Origin of the sequence: Enterobacter sp. NFIX58 (genome assembly GCF_900110475.1) — a bacterium.
Classification (GTDB): Bacteria; Pseudomonadota; Gammaproteobacteria; order Enterobacterales; family Enterobacteriaceae; genus Enterobacter; species Enterobacter quasiroggenkampii.
Genome location: NZ_FODW01000007.1, coordinates 42,033 through 59,243, shown reverse-complemented (window position 1 = coordinate 59,243; position 17,211 = coordinate 42,033). Strand labels below are relative to the sequence as shown.

Annotated in this window: 17 protein-coding genes; 3 read left to right on the top strand and 14 right to left on the bottom strand. The window is 57.3% G+C overall.

Annotation, left to right across the window (positions count from 1 at the left end; all coding sequences use genetic code 11):
* From ugpE to livK, 8 genes are all read right to left on the bottom strand, one after another.
* A complete protein-coding gene (ugpE, locus tag BMW97_RS21050) occupies positions 1 to 846 on the bottom strand; it encodes a sn-glycerol-3-phosphate ABC transporter permease UgpE (RefSeq protein ID WP_013099125.1) in 846 nt (281 codons plus the stop codon).
* Positions 843 to 1,730: a sn-glycerol-3-phosphate ABC transporter permease UgpA gene (gene ugpA, locus BMW97_RS21045; RefSeq protein ID WP_032650577.1), complete on the bottom strand. Its 888-nt coding sequence runs from the start codon at positions 1,728 to 1,730 to the stop codon at positions 843 to 845. Before ugpA ends, ugpE begins: the two co-directional genes overlap by 4 nt.
* A gap of 157 nt (positions 1,731 to 1,887) precedes the next feature.
* Entirely contained in the window at positions 1,888 to 3,204 is a 1,317-nt protein-coding gene (gene ugpB, locus BMW97_RS21040; protein ID WP_008500103.1) for a sn-glycerol-3-phosphate ABC transporter substrate-binding protein UgpB, read from the bottom strand.
* A 247-nt stretch (positions 3,205 to 3,451) separates the two neighbouring features.
* Positions 3,452 to 4,165: a high-affinity branched-chain amino acid ABC transporter ATP-binding protein LivF gene (gene livF / locus BMW97_RS21035; protein WP_008500102.1), complete on the bottom strand. Its 714-nt coding sequence runs from the start codon at positions 4,163 to 4,165 to the stop codon at positions 3,452 to 3,454.
* Position 4,166: 1 nt separating this feature from the next.
* On the bottom strand, positions 4,167 to 4,934 hold the full coding sequence (gene livG / locus BMW97_RS21030; protein ID WP_024906698.1) for a high-affinity branched-chain amino acid ABC transporter ATP-binding protein LivG: 768 nt from the start codon (positions 4,932 to 4,934) through the stop codon (positions 4,167 to 4,169).
* A complete protein-coding gene (gene livM / locus BMW97_RS21025) occupies positions 4,931 to 6,208 on the bottom strand; it encodes a branched chain amino acid ABC transporter permease LivM (protein ID WP_045909161.1) in 1,278 nt (425 codons plus the stop codon). Before livM ends, livG begins: the two co-directional genes overlap by 4 nt.
* Complete coding sequence (livH, locus tag BMW97_RS21020; protein WP_008500099.1) at positions 6,205 to 7,131, bottom strand: high-affinity branched-chain amino acid ABC transporter permease LivH; 927 nt, start codon at positions 7,129 to 7,131, stop codon at positions 6,205 to 6,207. Before livH ends, livM begins: the two co-directional genes overlap by 4 nt.
* Positions 7,132 to 7,177: 46 nt before the next feature.
* Complete coding sequence (gene livK / locus BMW97_RS21015) at positions 7,178 to 8,287, bottom strand: high-affinity branched-chain amino acid ABC transporter substrate-binding protein LivK (RefSeq protein ID WP_008500098.1); 1,110 nt, start codon at positions 8,285 to 8,287, stop codon at positions 7,178 to 7,180.
* Positions 8,288 to 8,711: 424 nt separating this feature from the next.
* Here livK and panM point away from each other — a divergent pair, with 424 nt between their 5' ends.
* A complete protein-coding gene (panM, locus tag BMW97_RS21005) occupies positions 8,712 to 9,095 on the top strand; it encodes an aspartate 1-decarboxylase autocleavage activator PanM (protein WP_045909159.1) in 384 nt (127 codons plus the stop codon).
* A gap of 133 nt (positions 9,096 to 9,228) precedes the next feature.
* Here the strand turns inward: panM and livJ are convergent, their stop codons facing one another.
* From livJ to ftsY, 6 genes are all read right to left on the bottom strand, one after another.
* Entirely contained in the window at positions 9,229 to 10,329 is a 1,101-nt protein-coding gene (gene livJ / locus BMW97_RS21000; protein ID WP_072163886.1) for a branched chain amino acid ABC transporter substrate-binding protein LivJ, read from the bottom strand.
* 197 nt (positions 10,330 to 10,526) lie between these two features.
* The gene (locus tag BMW97_RS20995; RefSeq protein ID WP_090393120.1) at positions 10,527 to 11,792 is read right to left on the bottom strand and encodes a 4-aminobutyrate--2-oxoglutarate transaminase; all 1,266 of its coding nucleotides are present in this window, start codon (positions 11,790 to 11,792) and stop codon (positions 10,527 to 10,529) included.
* A gap of 136 nt (positions 11,793 to 11,928) precedes the next feature.
* The gene (rpoH, locus tag BMW97_RS20990) at positions 11,929 to 12,786 is read right to left on the bottom strand and encodes an RNA polymerase sigma factor RpoH (RefSeq protein ID WP_008500093.1); all 858 of its coding nucleotides are present in this window, start codon (positions 12,784 to 12,786) and stop codon (positions 11,929 to 11,931) included.
* A gap of 251 nt (positions 12,787 to 13,037) precedes the next feature.
* Positions 13,038 to 14,093 (bottom strand): permease-like cell division protein FtsX, encoded by a 1,056-nt coding sequence (gene ftsX / locus BMW97_RS20985; protein WP_045909157.1) that lies wholly within the window; start codon positions 14,091 to 14,093, stop codon positions 13,038 to 13,040.
* The gene (gene ftsE / locus BMW97_RS20980; RefSeq protein WP_025758973.1) at positions 14,086 to 14,751 is read right to left on the bottom strand and encodes a cell division ATP-binding protein FtsE; all 666 of its coding nucleotides are present in this window, start codon (positions 14,749 to 14,751) and stop codon (positions 14,086 to 14,088) included. Before ftsE ends, ftsX begins: the two co-directional genes overlap by 8 nt.
* A gap of 2 nt (positions 14,752 to 14,753) precedes the next feature.
* Complete coding sequence (gene ftsY, locus BMW97_RS20975; protein WP_045909156.1) at positions 14,754 to 16,214, bottom strand: signal recognition particle-docking protein FtsY; 1,461 nt, start codon at positions 16,212 to 16,214, stop codon at positions 14,754 to 14,756.
* Between the two features lie 127 nt (positions 16,215 to 16,341).
* Here ftsY and rsmD point away from each other — a divergent pair, with 127 nt between their 5' ends.
* Complete coding sequence (gene rsmD, locus BMW97_RS20970; RefSeq protein WP_008500089.1) at positions 16,342 to 16,944, top strand: 16S rRNA (guanine(966)-N(2))-methyltransferase; 603 nt, start codon at positions 16,342 to 16,344, stop codon at positions 16,942 to 16,944.
* On the top strand, positions 16,928 to 17,209 hold the full coding sequence (locus BMW97_RS20965) for a DUF1145 family protein (RefSeq protein WP_008500088.1): 282 nt from the start codon (positions 16,928 to 16,930) through the stop codon (positions 17,207 to 17,209). The genes rsmD and BMW97_RS20965 overlap by 17 nt, the downstream gene beginning before the upstream one ends.
* Positions 17,210 to 17,211: the final 2 nt, after the last annotated feature.

Sequence of the window (17,211 nt, the reverse complement as noted above, 5' to 3'; positions counted from 1 at the left end):
TTATTTCTCGCTATCGACCAGGCCGCGGACAAACGCGCGCTGCATGGCTAAAACAATGACTACGGGTGGGATAAGGGTCAGCAGCATCGCCGCCATCACCTGGTTCCAGAGGGTGGTGCCTTCGCCGGTGGCAATCATGCCTTTGATGCCCGCCACGGCGGTGCCGAGATTGACGTCCTGAATAATCAGCAGCGGCCACAGGTACTGGTTCCAGCCGTAGATAAAGGTGATCACAAACAGCGCCGCAAGGTTGGTTTTCGACAGCGGCAGCACGATGTCGCGGAAGAAGCGCATCGGCGAGGCGCCGTCGATGCGCGCCGCTTCAATCAGCTCGTCCGGCAGGGTCATAAAGAACTGGCGGAACAGGAAGGTGGCGGTCGCCGAGGCCATCAGCGGCAGGGTCAAGCCCGCGTAGCTGTCGAGCATCTTCAGGTTGGCGATCACTTCCACCGTCGGGAAGATACGCACCTCCACCGGCAACATCAGGGTGATAAAAATCATCCAGAAAAACAGGTTGCGCAGCGGAAAACGGAACCAGACGATGGCGAAGGCCGAGAGCATCGACACCGTAATTTTGCCGACCGTAATGCCGAACGCCATGATGAAGCTATTGAGCATCATCAGCCAGAACGGCGCGCTGTTGGCGCCCACGCCCTGGGTCCAGATGGTTTTCATGTTCTCGAACAGATGTGTGCCTGGGATCAGCGTCATCGGCGTGTCGAACACCGCTTTGGTGTCCAGCGTGGCGGCGACAAAGGCCACGTACAGTGGAAACAGGATGACGATAATCCCCAGAATCAGCATGGTGTGGCTGAAAATCGTCAGCCCGCGACGGTTCTCAATCATTGGTAGCGCACCTTACTTTCGACATAACGGAACTGCACCACCGTGAGGATGATGACGAGGAACATCAGCACCACCGACTGCGCGGCGGAGGCGGAGAGATCCAGCCCGGCGAAACCTTCGCGGTAGATCTTGTAGATAAGCGTCGTGGTCGCCTGCACCGGGCCGCCTGCGGTGGCCGCATCGATTACCGGGAAGGTGTCGAAGAAGGCGTACACGAGGTTAACCACCAGCAGGAAGAAGCTCACCGGGGCGATCAGCGGCAGCGACAGTCTGAAGAAGCGACGAATTGGCCCAGCGCCGTCAATCGCGGCGGCTTCCACCAGCGAACGGGGAATGGACTGCAGCGCGGCAAAGAAGAACAGGAAGTTGTAGCTGATCTGCTTCCACACCGAGGCGAACACCACCAGGAACATCGCCTGACCGCTGTTCTGGGCGTGGTTCCAGTCGTAGCCGAACTCTGCCAGGAAATGGGTAATCAGCCCGCGACCGGGGTTAAATAGGAAAATCCACAGTACGGCAGCGACGGCGGGTGCCACGGCGTACGGCAGCAGCATCAGGGTCTGATAAATACGACTGCCGCGCACCACGTAGTCCACCAGCGCGGCGAAAAACAGCGAGGCGACAAGGCCGCTGACGGTGACCAGCGCGCTGAACTTCATCGTCGTCCAGAAGGCGTCCAGGTAGTAGCTGTCATGGAACAGCGCGGTAAAGTTGTCCAGCCCGACAAACTGGCTGGAGAGCCCAAACGGATCGACGCTTTGCACCGAGTACCACAGCGCTTCGCCCGCAGGCCAGATAAAGAAGATAACGGTGATGACCAGCTGAGGCGCGACCAACAGGTACGGCAGCCAGCGGGAACGGAACACCGGACGGGATGATGACATTGAGATTGGGTTCCTGAGCAATGCCGGGTGGCGGCTGCGCCTTACCCGGCCTACAAATATTTCTCCCTCTCCCCGTGGGAGAGGGTTGGGGTGAGGGCATCAGCCCGCACGATCCCCGTAGGCCCGGATCGCTACGCGTCACCGGGCGAATCACGGATTACGATTTCGTCGACTGCTCAAAGCGGCGCAGCAGCTGATTCCCGCGCTCTACTGCGGAATCCAGCGCCTGCTGTGGCGTTTTCTTCCCGGTCCACACGCTTTCCAGCTCTTCATCCACGATGGTGCGGATCTGTGGCATGTTGCCCAGGCGCAGGCCTTTGGTGAACGGCAACGGCGGCTTGTTCAGCATCTGACGCGTCGCGATATCCGCGCCTGGGTTCTTGCTGTAGAAGCCCTGCTCGCGGGTCAGGTCATACGCGGCTTTGGTGATCGGCAGGTAGCCGGTCTTCTGGTGCCATTCGGCAGCGTTTTCCGGCTTCGCCAGGAAGTCGAGGAATTCGGCCACGCCTTTATAGGTGCCCTTGTCTTTACCCTGCATCACCCACAGGCTCGCCCCGCCGATGATGGCGTTCTGTGGCGCGCCCTTCACGTCAGCGTCGTACGGCATCATGCCCACGCCGTAGTTGAATTTGGCGTAGTGACGGATATCCGCCAGCGAGCCGGACGAGGCGGTGGTAATGGCGCAGTCGCCGTTGTAGAACTTCTCGGTGGATTCGTCTTTACGCCCGAAGTAGCTGAAGTCGCCCTTCTTGTTGAGTTCTTCCAGCAGCGCAATGTGCTTCACCTGCTCCGGCTTGTTGAACTCCAGTACCGCATCGGTGCCGTCGAAGCCGTTGTTTTTGGTCGCCACCGGCAGGCCGTGCCAGGCGCTGAAGTTTTCAATCTGGATCCAGCCCTGCCAGCCGCTGGCGTAGCCGCACTTCATCCCCGCCGCTTTCAGCTTCGCGGTGTATTCGGCCAGGTCCTGCCAGGTTTTTGGCGGCTGCTCCGGGTCTAAACCGGCTTTCCTGAAGGCGTCTTTGTTGTAGTACAGCACCGGCGTGGAGCTGTTAAACGGCTGAGACAGCAGATGCCCGGTTTTGGAATCGGTGTAGTAACCCGCTACGGTCGGCACAAACTGGGATTCATCGAAGTTGATACCCGCCTCTTTGAACACTTCGTACACCGGCTTGATAGCTTTGGAGGCCATCATGGTGGCGGTGCCCACTTCATAAACCTGTAACAGTGCAGGCGCGTTACCGGTACGGAAGGCGGCGATGCCCGCGCTCAGGCTCTGCTCGTAGTTACCTTTGTACACCGGCACAATTTTGTAATCCGGATGGGTGTCGTTGAAACGCTGCGCCAGGGAGTCAACTTCTTTACCCAACTCCCCTTCCATGGAATGCCAGAACGGAATGGTCGTCACAGCCATTGCGTTCGTCGCAAAAGCCAGACCCAGTGCCAGACCCAAAGCTGTGTGTCGTAACGATGTCATTGTCATCTCTCTTATTGTGCCGGATGCGCGATATCACGCGTTTTATGCTCGCGAGGTAACATGACATGCTCGAATGACAGAAAAATAACTGTTTGTTTACAGATAAGTGACAGTAAAGGGTCAGGGGGATGATGGTTGTGTGAAGGGGTGTAGCGGTTAAAAAAGCCGGGTGGCGGCTACGCCTTACCCGGCCTACTCGATCCCTGTAGGCCCGGTAAGCGCAGCGCCACCGGGCGATACAGACGGCTCAGCCGCCCAGGTAAGCGCTCCGCACCGCTTCGTTCGCCAGCAGCGCATCGCCGGTGTCTTCCAGCACCACGCGGCCGTTCTCCAGCACGTAGCCACGGTCAGCGAGCTTCAGCGCCTGGTTGGCGTTCTGCTCGACGAGGAAGATGGTCATCCCCTCTTTACGCAGCTGCTCGATGGTGTCGAATATCTGCTGGATGATGATCGGCGCAAGACCGAGCGACGGCTCGTCCAGCAGCAGCAGGCGCGGCTGGCTCATCAGCGCGCGGCCAATTGCCAGCATCTGCTGTTCACCGCCGGACATGGTGCCCGCACGCTGAATGCGACGCTCCCACAGGCGCGGGAAGAGCTCGTACACCCACTTGATGCGGGTCTGGTATTCATCGCGATGGGCGAAGAAACCGCCCATCGCCAGGTTCTCTTCCACCGTCATACGCGAGAATACGCGGCGCCCTTCCGGGACAATCGCCACCGCCTCACGCATGATTCTGGCCGTCTGCCAGTCGGTAATGTCTTTGCCATCAAACACAATCCGCCCGCTGGTGGCGCGCGGGTCGCCGCACAGGGTGCCGAGCAGCGTGGTTTTGCCCGCGCCGTTGGCGCCAATCAGGGTAACGATTTCACCCTGATTGATATGCAGGCTGACATCGTGCAGCGCCTGGATCTTGCCGTAGTGCGCGTTGACCTTGTCGAACGTTAACATCGCTTTTTCCATCTTATGCCTCACCCAGGTATGCGCGGATCACGTCCGGGTTGTTGCGGATCTCTTCCGGCGTGCCGTTTGCCAGCGGCGTACCCTGGTTAACCACGTAGATACGGTCGGAAATACCCATTACCAGCTTCATGTCGTGCTCAATCAGCAGAATGGTGGTGTCGTGGTGATCGCGCAGTTCGGCAATCAGCTCGTCCAGCTCTTTGGTCTCTTTCGGGTTGAGGCCCGCCGCCGGTTCGTCGAGCATGAGGATCTCCGGCTGGGTCACCATGCAGCGCACAATCTCCAGACGACGCTGGTCGCCGTAGGCCAGGTTGCTCGCCTGACGGTTGGCGTGCTGCAACAGGCCAATGCGGTCGAGCCAGGTGGCGGCGCGATCGAGCGCTTCATCCTGGGCGCGGCGGAAGGCCGGGGTTTTCAGCAGGCCGGAGAACAGCCCGGTTTTCAGCTGCTGATGCTGCGCGACCAGCAGGTTCTCAATCACCGTCATTTCGCGGAACAGACGTACGTGCTGGAAGGTACGCACCACGCCCATGCGGGCAATCTGCTGGCCAGGCAGCCCTTCAAGATGCTTGTCGCGCAGCATGATGGTGCCGCCCGTCGGCTTGTAAAAACCGGTCAGGCAGTTAAATACCGTGGTTTTCCCCGCGCCGTTCGGGCCAATCAGGGAGACAATCTCTTTCTTGTGCAGATCCAGTGACACATTGTTGACCGCCAGCAGGCCGCCAAAACGCATCATCAGACCGTTAACGGATAATAATGGCTGACTCATGCCTGCTCTCCTTTCGCTTGCCCGTTCTTCAGCTTCAGCTGTGGACGGGTCATCGGCAGCAAGCCCTGCGGACGCCAGATCATCATCAGCACCATCAAACCACCCAGCATTAACATGCTGTATTCGTTAAAGTCGCGCATCAGCTCGCGCGAGACCACCAGCAGGATGGCCGCGAGGATAACGGCAAACTGCGAGCCCATCCCGCCGAGCACCACAATCGCCAGCACAAAAGCGGATTCGGCAAAGGTGAACGATTCCGGGCTGACGAAGCCCTGACGCGCGGCAAACAGCGTCCCGGCGAAACCGGCAAACGCGGCGCTGATGGTGAACGCGGTCAGCTTGATGCGGGTCGGGTTCAGGCCCAGGGAACGGCAGGCAATCTCATCTTCGCGCAGCGCTTCCCACGCGCGGCCCAGCGGCATGCGCAGCAGGCGGTTAATCACGAACAGGGTAATCACCACCAGCAGCAGCGCCACCAGATAGAGCCAGATGACGCGGTCGGACGGGTCATACTTCACGCCGAAGAAGTTACTGAAGGTGTCCCAGCCGCCTTCGCGGGCGGTACGGCTGAACTCCAGGCCAAAGAAGGTTGGTTTCGGGATCTGGCTGATGCCGTTCGGGCCGCCGGTCACTTCGGTGTTGTTCAGCAGCAGGATACGGACGATTTCGCCAAAGCCTAAGGTTACAATCGCCAGGTAGTCACCGCGCAGGCGCAGTACCGGGAAACCGAGCAGGAAGCCTGCCGCGGCTGAGACCAGCCCCGCCAGCGGCAGACAGGTCCAGAAGCCGAGGCCGTAATAGTGGTTCAGCAGCGCGAAGGTGTAGGCGCCGATGGCGTAGAAGCCGCCGTAGCCCAGCACCAGCAGGCCAGAGAGCCCCACCACCACGTTCAGACCGAGACCGAGGATCACGTAGATCATGGTCAGGGTAGCGATATCCACGGTGCCACGAGAGACCACAAACGGCCACGCCACGGCAGCCACCAGCAGCGCCACGAGGAACAGCTTCTGCTTAACGGTAGACCCGTCGATGGCTGGCAGAACGAATTTCGGCCCGGAGACGTTTTTCAGCGACTTCTGGAACAGCGGACGCAGCAGCTGGAACAGGAACACCACGGCAGTGCCGATAAATACCCACTGCCAGCGGATGTCGGGGGCGGTATCCACCACCAGCTTCGTCCCATCCAGACCTAACTGGACGCCCATAAAGACGCCTGCCAGCACGAAGAACATGGCGGCAGAGAGCAACGCCATTGCAAAATGCATCGGTTTCATACTTTCTCTACCTCCGGACGGCCCAGAATGCCGGTAGGCATGACCAGCAGAACCAGAATCAGCAGGGCAAACGACACCACATCTTTATATTCCGTGCTCAGATACGCCGAGGAGAGCGCTTCCGCCACGCCCAGGATCAGGCCGCCAATCATCGCGCCCGGAATACTGCCGATACCGCCCAGCACCGCCGCGGTAAAGGCTTTCATCCCGGCCATAAAGCCGATGTACGGGTTGATTACGCCGTAGAACTGGCCGAGCAGGACACCTGCGACGGCCGCCATCGCGGCGCCAATCACGAAGGTCAGGGCAATCACGCGGTCGGTGTTGATCCCGAGCAGGCTCGCCATCTTCAGGTCTTCTGCGCATGCGCGGCAGGCGCGTCCCATCCGCGAGTAGCGGATGAACAGCGTCAGGGCAAGCATCGCAATAAAGGTCACGACCCAGATAACCAGCTGCATGGTAGTGATAGAGGCCGCGAAGTTTTCGCTGGCCCCCACAATCCACTGGCCGTTAAACAGGCTTGGCAGCGCCACGTCGCGCGAGCCTTCGGTCAGGCTGACGTAGTTTTGCAGGAAGATCGACATCCCGATGGCGGAAATCAGCGCGATCAGGCGTTTGGAGCTGCGCACCGGCCGGTAGGCCACGCGCTCGATGCTCCAGCCGTAGGCGCTGGCAATCACAATCGCGCCGACAAACCCGGCGGCGACCAGCAGCCAGCTGCTGTCGATGCCCATCATCATCAGGGCAGCAATAATCATAAAGGAGACGTAGCTACCGATCATGTAGACCTCGCCGTGGGCGAAGTTGATCATGCCGATAATGCCGTAAACCATCGTATAGCCGATGGCGATCAGCGCGTAGGTGCTTCCCAGCGTAACGCCGTTAAACATCTGCTGCAGGAAATAGAGAAACTGCTCGGACATATACAAACCTTTTTATACCCGCCCGTCAGTCCGGGCGGTGGGATAATTATTTGGCGGCCGAGGATGACCCGTCGGCGTGCCACTTAAAGACACCAAACTCAAATCCCTTCAGATCGCCTTTCTCATCCCAGTTCAGCGGCCCAATCACGGTGTTCGCCCCGTGTGCTTTTAAATCTTTCACCAGATCCAGCGGTTCTTTGCTGCCGGTACGATCCAGCGCGGTGGCCAGAGACTGCACGGCGGCGTAGGTGATCCAGACGTACGGACCACTCGGATCTTTCTTCTGCGCCTTGAGCGCATCCACGATAGCCTTGTTGGCCGGATCCTGGTCATAGCGTTTTGGCATCGTCACCAGCATGCCTTCGGCAGAATCCCCGGCGATGTTTGACAGGGAGGCATTGCCCACGCCCTCAGGCCCCATAAATTGGGTCTTCAGACCGGTGGCGCGCGCCTGACGCAGCATCTGCCCCATCTCCGGGTAGTAGCCGCCGTAGTAAACAAAGTCGATATTCTCTTTTTGCAGACGAGCGATCAGCGCGGAGAAGTCTTTCTCACCGGCGGTAATCCCGTCGAAGAAGACGATGTTTGCGCCGCCTTTTTTCAGGCCGTCCTGAACGGAGCGCGCCAGGCCTTCACCGTACTGCTGCTTGTCATGAATAATGGCGATACGCTGCGGCTTGACGGTTTCAAGGATGTATTTGGCGGCGGTTGGCCCCTGAGAGGAATCCAGACCGGCGGTACGCATAATGTGCTGATAGCCGCGCTGGGTCAGTTCCGGGTTGGTCGCACCGGGGGTGATCATCAGAATGCCTTCGTCTTCGTAGATATCAGACGCGGGCTGGGTGGACGACGAGCACAGGTGGCCGATCACATACTGGATGCCATCGTTGACGATTTTGTTAGCGACCGCGACGGCCTGTTTCGGATCGCAGGCGTCGTCATATTCTACGCCCACCAGCTTGTCGCCTTTGATGCCGCCCTTAGCGTTGATGTCTTTGATGGCCTGGCGCGCACCGTTGAACTCCATGTCACCCCACTGGGCAACAGGGCCGGACATCGCACCCACTACCGCAACTTTAATGTCCTCCGCCATGGCGGCATGCGAGATCGACAGTGCGACCATCCCCGCGATTAACGTCTTCGCGTTCCTTTTCATCTCTGAATCCCCATTCGTGATGTCGTGTTTATATTTTGTTTTATTATGGTTAAAAAGCATTCTGTACTTTTAATGAACAACGCTATTTTTACCAGTGCCTTTAATGGTTTAGCGCAGGTTTTTGTCAAAAACCAGACTAAAATCTCTATTTTTCAGGCTATTAAGCAAAGATAATATTCTGAAATCAGGCAGAGATAAACAACTAAAAGTGCAGTTTGCAGCATAAAATAACGGCACAAAGCGCCGAATAAATCACTACCCATCAGGTTAAAATTCTGCGTATTTTTCGATCCATGTGTTTTCAAACTGCCCAACGCGTTGCCAAAAAACTAATCACCTGGCGAATGAGAATAAAAAGAGGAAGCCCCTGAGTGAATAAATTGAGTACACTGCCTCTACTCAATTTGATTTGGACAAGTAGCTAATGAAACTGACTATCGTGCGTCTGGTGACCTTTAGCGACCAGGATCATATCGACCTGGGCAAGATCTGGCCGGAATATTCCCCTTCGTCGCTACGCGTGGATGAGACCCACCGCATTTATGCCGCGCGTTTTAACGAGCGCCTGCTGGCAGCGGTTCGCGTCACCCTGAGCGGTACAGAAGGGGCGCTGGACTCGCTGCGCGTACGTGACGTCACCCGTCGTCGCGGCGTGGGACAGTATTTAATTGAAGAAGTGATCCGCGAAAACCCGAGCGTGACCTCCTGGTGGATGGCCGACGTGGGCGTGGAAGACCGCGACGTGATGGCGGCGTTTATGCAGGCGTTAGGCTTTACGGCGCAGGAAAGCGGGTGGGAGAAGCGCTAAAAGAAAGCCGGGTGGCGGCTGCGCCTTACCCGGCCTACGAGGTGCTGTGCGGTCTGATGCCCTCACCCCAGCCCTCTCCCACGGGGAGAGGGTGCAAACACTAAAATGGCAACCTTACGGTTGCCATTTGCGTTTATTTTGCGTCGGTCGCCGTGCCGTTAGCATGCCAGTCAAACACGCCGAACTCGAAGCCCTTCAGGTCGCCCTTCGCGTCCCAGGAAAGAGGCCCCATGACGGTCTCAACCGTGTTCGCTTTCAGCCAGGTGGCAATCTCAGCCGGATCGGCTGACTGGTTCAGGCCCGCCTGCAGAGACTGCAGCGCCGCATAGGTGGTCCAGACGAACGCGCCGCTTGGATCCTGTTTCTTCGCCTTGATGGCATCTACGATAGGTTTGTTCGCAGGGACCTGGTCGTAGTTCTTCGGTTTGGTCACCAGCAGGCCTTCAGCGGATTCACCTGCGATGTTCGACAGAGAAACGTTCGCCACCCCTTCCGGGCCCATGAACTGGGTTTTCAGACCCGCTGCGCGCGCCTGGCGCAGGATCTGACCCATTTCCGGGTGGTAGCCGCCGTAGTATACGAAGTCGATATTCTCTTTCTTCAGACGCGCCACCAGGGTGGAGAAGTCTTTCTCACCGGCGGTGATCCCGTCGAAGAACACCACGTCGGCATTGGCTTTCTTGAGGTTGTCCTGCACTGAACGCGCCAGACCTTCACCGTACTGCTGCTTGTCATGAACGATGGCAATGCGCTTCGGCTTCACTTTTTCAACGATGTATTTCGCCGCGGTTGGGCCCTGGTCAGAGTCCAGACCGGTGGTACGCAGGGTCAGCTTGTAGCCGCGCGCGGTCAGCTCCGGTGCGGTCGCAGCCGGGGTGATCATCAGGATACCTTCGTCTTCGTAGATGTCAGACGCGGGCTGAGTAGAAGAAGAGCACAGGTGACCGATAACGTATTTGATCCCGTCGTTCACCACTTTGTTCGCGACCGCGACCGCTTGTTTCGGGTCACAGGCATCATCATATTTTACGATCTGCAGTTTTTCGCCCTTGATACCGCCCTTAGCATTAATGTCTGCAACCGCCTGCTCAGCGCCGGTAAATTCCTGGTCGCCGTACTGCGCTACCGGTCCGGACATGGCGCCAACCACAGCCACTTTAATGTCTGCCTGCGCCATGGTGCTGAATGCCAACGCGATACATCCTGCCAGTAACGCTTTACCCTTCATGTTCATCCTGAGATTCCCCATTATTATGGTTATTACGATTGTTGTGATGTTGTTGTGCAGCGCTTTATGTCAGTTATAGGTGTGCTGTTCGCGCTTTTTCAGCATACTCTGCTAAAACATACCCGATTTTTATGATTTTGGAATAGCTAATTTGAAATGAATATATGACAGGCCCGGCGGGAATTTTCGCCGGGCATATGGCTTTAACGTGTCAGCGAGGCGGAGATAATGTCCAGCGCTTTACGGAACTGCACTTCGGGAATCGTCAGCGGATACAGGAAACGAATGACGTTGCCGTAGACGCCGCAGCTCAGAAGAAGCAGTCCTTCCTGCAACGCCCGCTCCTGCACCTGGCGGGTAAATTCTGGCGAAGGCTGGCCCGTTTGCGGGTCGTTAAACTCAACCGCCACCATCGAGCCCTGGGCGCGAATATCCGCGATATACGGGCAATGTTCCTTCGCTTTGTTCAGCACTTCCACCAGGTGATGGCCAAGATGCGCCGATCGCGTGCAGAGATCTTCCTCATCAATCACGTCCAGCACGGCATGCGCCGCCGCAATCGCCAGCGGGTTACCTGCGTAGGTGCCACCCAGCCCGCCCGGCGCGGGCGCATCCATCACCTCAGCACGTCCCGACACCGCCGAGAGCGGCATCCCGCCCGCCAGGCTTTTCGCCATGGTGATCAGATCCGGTTTCACGCAGTGGTGTTCCATCGAGAACAGCTTGCCGGTGCGGGCGAAGCCGCTTTGCACCTCGTCGGCAATCAGCAAAATGCCGTGGATATCGCACAGGGCGCGCAGCGCCTGCATAAAATCAGCAGGAGCGATGTTGAAGCCGCCCTCCCCCTGAACCGGTTCGAGAATGATCGCTGCGACCTGGTCAGGAGCAATATCCGCTTTAAAGATACGTTCCAGGCTTTTTAACGCCTCAGCGGTGCTGACGCCGTGCAGTTCATTCGGATACTGCGCGTGATACACCGAGCCGGGGAAGGGCCCAAAGCCGAGCTTGTACGGCGCAACCTTGCCGGTCAGCGCCATGGTCATAAAGGTGCGGCCGTGGAACGCGCCGCCAAAGGTGATAAGGCCAGGACGTCTGGTAAAGGCGCGGGCAATTTTTACGGCGTTTTCCACCGCTTCTGCGCCCGTCGAGAAGAACGCCGTTTTGGCAGGGCCGTCAATGGGCACCCGTGCGTTGATGCGCTCGGCAAGCGCCACGTAGCCTTCGTACGGCACGATCTGGTACGCCGTGTGGGTAAAGGCGTGGAGTTGTTTTTCGATGGCGGAAATGACTTTGGGATGGCGATGGCCGGTATTCAGCACCGCGATACCGGCGGCGAAGTCGATGTAATCATTGCCCTCGACGTCCCACACCGTGGCGTTTTCTGCTTTATCGGCATAGAAGTTACACATCACGCCGATGCCGCGAGGCGTCGCCTGTAAACGCCGGTCGTTCAGTTCGTTGTTTTTCACCCTGTCCCCCTGAGAAAGTCGCCTGCTTAGCGCATCAGTAAGTGTTTGCCAGGGGGAGGGAATTCGCCAGAGCGGGCGCTAAAAAAACAAAACCCCCAGACTCTCATCCAGGGGTTCTCGGTATACTTCGCGGAAATTACGCTTCGATAGCAGCGCGAAGTTTTTTCATGGCGTTCTTTTCAAGCTGACGGACACGTTCCGCAGAGACGCCGTAGCGGTCGGCCAGCTCCTGCAGCGTGGACTTGTTGTCTTCGTCCAGCCAGCGGGCGCGGATAATATCCTGGCTACGTTCGTCGAGGCCTTCCATCGCATAGCTCAGCTTGTTCGCGGCCTGATCTTCCCAGTTATCCTCTTCGATGCCGTCAGCAAAGTTAGAGGTTTTATCCTGCAGATACAGAACCGGTGCCATTGGCTGGCTGTCGGATGCGTCGTCGTCGGAGGACATATCAAAGGTCATGTCCTGCGCGGCCATACGGGATTCCATCTCACGCACGTCTTTGCTGGATACGCCCAGCTCGCGCGCCACCATTTCCACTTCATCCTGATTGAACCAGCCCAGACGCTGCTTAGTTTTACGCAGGTTGAAGAACAGTTTGCGTTGCGCTTTTGTCGTGGCGACTTTCACGATACGCCAGTTGCGCAGCACGTATTCATGAATTTCTGCTTTGATCCAGTGTACGGCGAAGGAGACGAGTCGCACACCCACTTCCGGGTTAAAGCGACGCACAGCCTTCATCAGGCCGATGTTACCTTCCTGAATCAAGTCCGCCTGCGGCAGGCCATAGCCCGCATAATTACGAGCAATGTGAACAACAAAGCGCAGGTGAGACAGGATCAGCTTTTTCGCTGCTTCCAGATCGCCCTGGTAATGCAGCTTTTCAGCAAGCTCCTTTTCTTCCTCGGCCGTTAACATCGGCCAGGTGTTCGCAGCCCGGATGTAAGATTCCAGGTTACCAACAGGGGCTAAAGCTAAAGTTTGCATTTCTTTGGTCATTCATTCCTCTCAGTGTTTCTTCTGGTCCAGGTTGTCCCCGTCAGGCAACAACCATGCCAAAGCGTTTGAGCAACGAGATTAGCATTCACTCTTTTATCAGACAGTGATTTTATCCACAAGTTCCAGGTGCAACGGTGAATAAATTACGCACAAAATGTGACATGGAGATGATAACAGGGGAAGAGACAACAGGGACGCTTTCCCTGCAGAGCGAACATCTCGGTGCAGGGAAAGATTATATCACGCTTTTATTAGTCGGGAGTAAAGTGACGTAAATGTTGAACGGTTGCCAGCCACGCTGCCACCCACCCAATCATCGAACACACCAGCAGCAACAACAGGCACTCATCGAACCCTAAACCACTGATATCAAACTTCGTTCCGAAAACCTGCGCCACTTCAGTCACGGCAGAGGAAAGCCGCATCACCAAAATTTCTGACAATATCAGTGAAAGAAATGCGCCGGAAAAACCGAGCAGTGCGCCACCGTAAAGGAACGGTCGGAGGATGAAGCCATCTGTCGCACCAATCAGTTTCTGCACGTTGATGGTGTCGCGACGGGCGAAGATGCTCAGACGAACGCTGTTGCCGATGACGAGGAAGACCGCCGCCACCATCAGCACGCCAATCATCGCCGCGACGCGGCCTACCAGCCCGGTCAGAGCAGAGAGACGCGCAAACCAGCTGTCATCCATGCGCACTTCATCAATCCCCTTAATGCGCGTGATGCGATCGCGCAGGGTGTTAAGCGAATCTGTCCCCTGGAAATCCAGCTTCGGGATCACCACCGCCACGGCGGGCAGCGGGTTCTCCTCGAGCATATCCAGCGCGCCGCCAAAGCCAGACCAGTTCCTGAACTCGCCCAGCGCGTCTTCACGTGAGAGATAATTGACCTTCTCCACGCCCTGCTCGGCCTGAATTTGCCCAACCACCTGCGCCGCCGCGTTATCGTCGAGCGCTTTATCCAGATAGACCGTGATCTGCGGAGACGGATAATACTGCGACGCCGCCTGGTTGACGTTTTTATAGACCATATAGCAGACGCTTGGCAGCGTGAGGGAGATGGCGATCACCATCACCGTCAGGAACGTCGCCAGCGGTTTGCTTTTCAGGTCCTGCAGCGCGCCGTGGAACGCGTAGCGCACCTGCTCATTAAACACGTTGGTTTTACGGGAGGCTGGCTTTGGCGCGGCCTTCTGGCGCTTCGGCGCATTACGATTGCCGTCACCCCCGCCCTGCGGCTTACGGAAACGGTCAAACCGGTTCCCGAACTGCCGAATCTGGTTTATTGCATCACGCTTATTCACCGTGGCCTCCGTGCAAATGACCGTCGCTCAGGGTCAGCATGCGGTACGAACGACGGGAAATCAGCCCGATGTCGTGCGTCGCCATCAATACGGTAACCCCCACGCGGTTAAACTCCTCAAACAGACGCAAAATCCCTTCTGACAGGGCATCGTCCAGGTTACCGGTCGGTTCATCCGCCAGCAACACCGCAGGCTTGTTCACCACCGCACGGGCGATACCCACGCGCTGCTGTTCACCGCCGGAGAGCTGGATCGGGAAGTTCTTCGCTTTGTCCAGCAGCCCGACCTTATCCAGCGCCGCGGAAACGCGACGGCGGATATCATCATAGCTGGCGCCGGCAATAATCAGCGGAATGGCCACGTTATCGAAAACGGTGCGATCCATCAGCAGGTGGTGATCCTGGAAAATCATGCCGATCTGACGACGCAGGAACGGCACTTCGCGGTTTTTCAGGCGGCTGATCTCATGGCCGCCGAAAAAGATTTTCCCGGCGCTTGGCCGCTCGATCCCACAGATAAGCTTGAGCAGGGTACTTTTCCCCGCGCCGGAATGGCCGGTCAGGAATGCCATCTCGCCCGGCTGCAGGTGGAATGTGACCCCCTGCAGCGCTTGTCTCCCACCGAGATAGGCCTTGCTGACGTGTTCAAAGCGAATCATTGTTAGTCCTCTCGGGCAAATAATGCCTCAATAAAGTCGTCCGCCTTAAACGGACGTAAATCCTCAATACGCTCGCCCACACCGATGTAACGGATAGGAATGCCGAACTGGTCGGCCACGGAGAAGATCACCCCGCCTTTCGCGGTGCCGTCCAGTTTGGTCAGCGTGATCCCCGTCAGTCCTACCGCTTCATGGAACAGTTTTGCCTGGCTGATGGCGTTCTGTCCGGTGCTGGCATCAATGGTCAGCATAATTTCATGCGGTGCGTCTTCGTCCAGCTTCTTCATGACGCGAACGATTTTCTTCAGCTCTTCCATCAGGTGCGATTTATTCTGCAAACGCCCTGCGGTATCGGCAATCAGCACATCCACGTTGCGCGCCTTCGCTGCCTGGATGGCGTCAAAGATCACGGACGCGGAATCCGCGCCGGTATGCTGAGCAATGACCGGGATGTTGTTGCGCTGGCCCCACACCTGCAGCTGCTCAACCGCCGCCGCACGGAAGGTGTCGCCCGCCGCCAGCATCACCGATTTACCCTGCTGCTCGAACTGACGTGCCAGCTTGCCGATGGTGGTGGTTTTACCCACGCCGTTCACGCCGACCATCAGAATAACAAATGGCGTTTTGCCTTCAATATTAAGCGGTTCGTCAACTTTTGCGAGAATTTCACCCATCTCGTCTTTCAGCAGGCCGTACAGCGCTTCGGCGTCACGCAGCTGTTTGCGGCTCGCCCCTTCGGTCAGATTAGTGATGATCTTACGGGTGGTTTCGACACCCACGTCCGCAATCAGCAGTTGCTCTTCCAGCTCTTCAAACAGATCGTCGTCGATCTTCTTGCCGCGGAACAGACTGATAAATCCGGAACCTAAGTTTTCTTTGGTTTTAAGCAGGCTGCGCTTCAGGCGCGCGAAGAAACCTTCTTTGGTCGGTTTTTCCTGCTCCTGAACGGTCTCTTCTTCGGCCTGCTCTTCTACCGGCACAACGATAACCGCTTCTTCAGCGGCCTCGGCCGCCAGCGCCTGAGCTTCCAGCTCTTCGTCGGTCAGCTCTGGCTCAAGCGCCGCCTCTTCTTCCACCGCATCAACGATTTCAACGATTTCCGCTTCGGCCTGCCATTCTTCGGCAGACACCGCTTCGTCTTTGACCTCTTCCGGCAGCGGCAGCTCTTCGTGTTCGATAGCAGCCTGTGGCGCTTCGATAGCGGCTTCTACGACAACCGGTTCTGGCTTCTCGCTTTCCTGAACCTGTTCAGTGACCTCAACCACCTCTTCAGCAAAGGTTTCAACCTCTTCTTTGCTGTGCGCCGTTTCTTCCGCATCGACAACCGCGGCGGTTTCTACTGGCGTTTCAGGCTGCGACGGCTCTTCAACGGCATGTTGCTCTTCGGTTTTCTGTTCTGTTTCTTGCTCTTTTTCACCGAAGCCCAGCCAGGAAAAGAAGCCACGTTTTTTTTGTTTTGCCATCTGCGACTACACTCCTCGCGGCGCTATATACATGGAAGCTAAAAAAATGATGAAATAGTCTAACACTTTACTTAATTGACATCACCGCCCGCAATCGCAGGCCAATTGTTAACAGAGCTTTCCTGAGATGAAGAAACCCAACCGCGCCCCGGCCGGTCAAATTCGTATTATCGGCGGTCAGTGGCGAGGCCGGAAATTACCGGTGCCGGACAGCCCCGGTTTACGCCCTACTACCGATCGCGTGCGCGAGACGCTGTTTAACTGGCTGGCCCCGTCAATGGTAGACGCCCGCTGCCTGGACTGCTTCGCCGGAAGCGGTGCGCTCGGGCTGGAAGCGCTGTCGCGCTATGCTGCCAGCGCCACGCTGCTGGAGATGGAGCGCGGCGTGGCGCAGACGTTGCAGCAAAATCTGGCGACGCTGAAGGCGAGCAACGCGAAAGTGGTGAACACCAACACGCTGAGCTTCCTCGCACAAAAGGGCACGCCGCACACCGTGGTGTTTGTCGACCCGCCGTTCCGCAAGGGGTTGCTGGAAGAGACGTTATCCCTGCTGGAGCAAAACGGCTGGCTGGCGGATGACGCATTGATTTACGTGGAAAGCGAAGTGGAAAACGGTTTACCGCCGGTTCCCGCCCACTGGGATCTGCACCGTGAAAAAGTCGCAGGTCAGGTTGCTTATCGTCTGTATCACCGTCAGGCACAAGGAGGATCCGATGCCGGTACTGATTAATCTGGGACGCTTGCTGATGCTGGGCGTCTGGGCGTTTTTGCTGCTCAATCTGGTGCACCCGTTCCCGCGCCCGATGAATATTTTCGTTAACGTGGCGCTGATTTTCACCTCGTTCATGCACGCCCTGCAGATGGTGATGCTGAAAAACGGTCTGCCGAAAGACGGCCCGCAGATGACGGGCTGGCAGCAGCTGCGCGTGTTTATTTTCGGCGTGTTTGAGCTGCTGGTGTGGATGAAGAAGTTTAAGGCGCAGGTGAAGAAGTAAGG

What these genes read in the sequence shown, in the direction of transcription:
- ugpE (WP_013099125.1), bottom strand. Translation starts at nt 846, where the DNA reads ATGATTGAGAACCGTCGCGGGCTGACGATTTTCAGCCACACCATGCTG.
- ugpA (WP_032650577.1), bottom strand. Translation starts at nt 1,730, where the DNA reads ATGTCATCATCCCGTCCGGTGTTCCGTTCCCGCTGGCTGCCGTACCTG.
- ugpB (WP_008500103.1), bottom strand. Translation starts at nt 3,204, where the DNA reads ATGACATCGTTACGACACACAGCTTTGGGTCTGGCACTGGGTCTGGCT.
- livF (WP_008500102.1), bottom strand. Translation starts at nt 4,165, where the DNA reads ATGGAAAAAGCGATGTTAACGTTCGACAAGGTCAACGCGCACTACGGC.
- livG (WP_024906698.1), bottom strand. Translation starts at nt 4,934, where the DNA reads ATGAGTCAGCCATTATTATCCGTTAACGGTCTGATGATGCGTTTTGGC.
- livM (WP_045909161.1), bottom strand. Translation starts at nt 6,208, where the DNA reads ATGAAACCGATGCATTTTGCAATGGCGTTGCTCTCTGCCGCCATGTTC.
- livH (WP_008500099.1), bottom strand. Translation starts at nt 7,131, where the DNA reads ATGTCCGAGCAGTTTCTCTATTTCCTGCAGCAGATGTTTAACGGCGTT.
- livK (WP_008500098.1), bottom strand. Translation starts at nt 8,287, where the DNA reads ATGAAAAGGAACGCGAAGACGTTAATCGCGGGGATGGTCGCACTGTCG.
- panM (WP_045909159.1), top strand. Translation starts at nt 8,712, where the DNA reads ATGAAACTGACTATCGTGCGTCTGGTGACCTTTAGCGACCAGGATCAT.
- livJ (WP_072163886.1), bottom strand. Translation starts at nt 10,329, where the DNA reads ATGAACATGAAGGGTAAAGCGTTACTGGCAGGATGTATCGCGTTGGCA.
- rpoH (WP_008500093.1), bottom strand. Translation starts at nt 12,786, where the DNA reads ATGACCAAAGAAATGCAAACTTTAGCTTTAGCCCCTGTTGGTAACCTG.
- ftsE (WP_025758973.1), bottom strand. Translation starts at nt 14,751, where the DNA reads ATGATTCGCTTTGAACACGTCAGCAAGGCCTATCTCGGTGGGAGACAA.
- ftsY (WP_045909156.1), bottom strand. Translation starts at nt 16,214, where the DNA reads ATGGCAAAACAAAAAAAACGTGGCTTCTTTTCCTGGCTGGGCTTCGGT.
- rsmD (WP_008500089.1), top strand. Translation starts at nt 16,342, where the DNA reads ATGAAGAAACCCAACCGCGCCCCGGCCGGTCAAATTCGTATTATCGGC.
- BMW97_RS20965 (WP_008500088.1), top strand. Translation starts at nt 16,928, where the DNA reads ATGCCGGTACTGATTAATCTGGGACGCTTGCTGATGCTGGGCGTCTGG.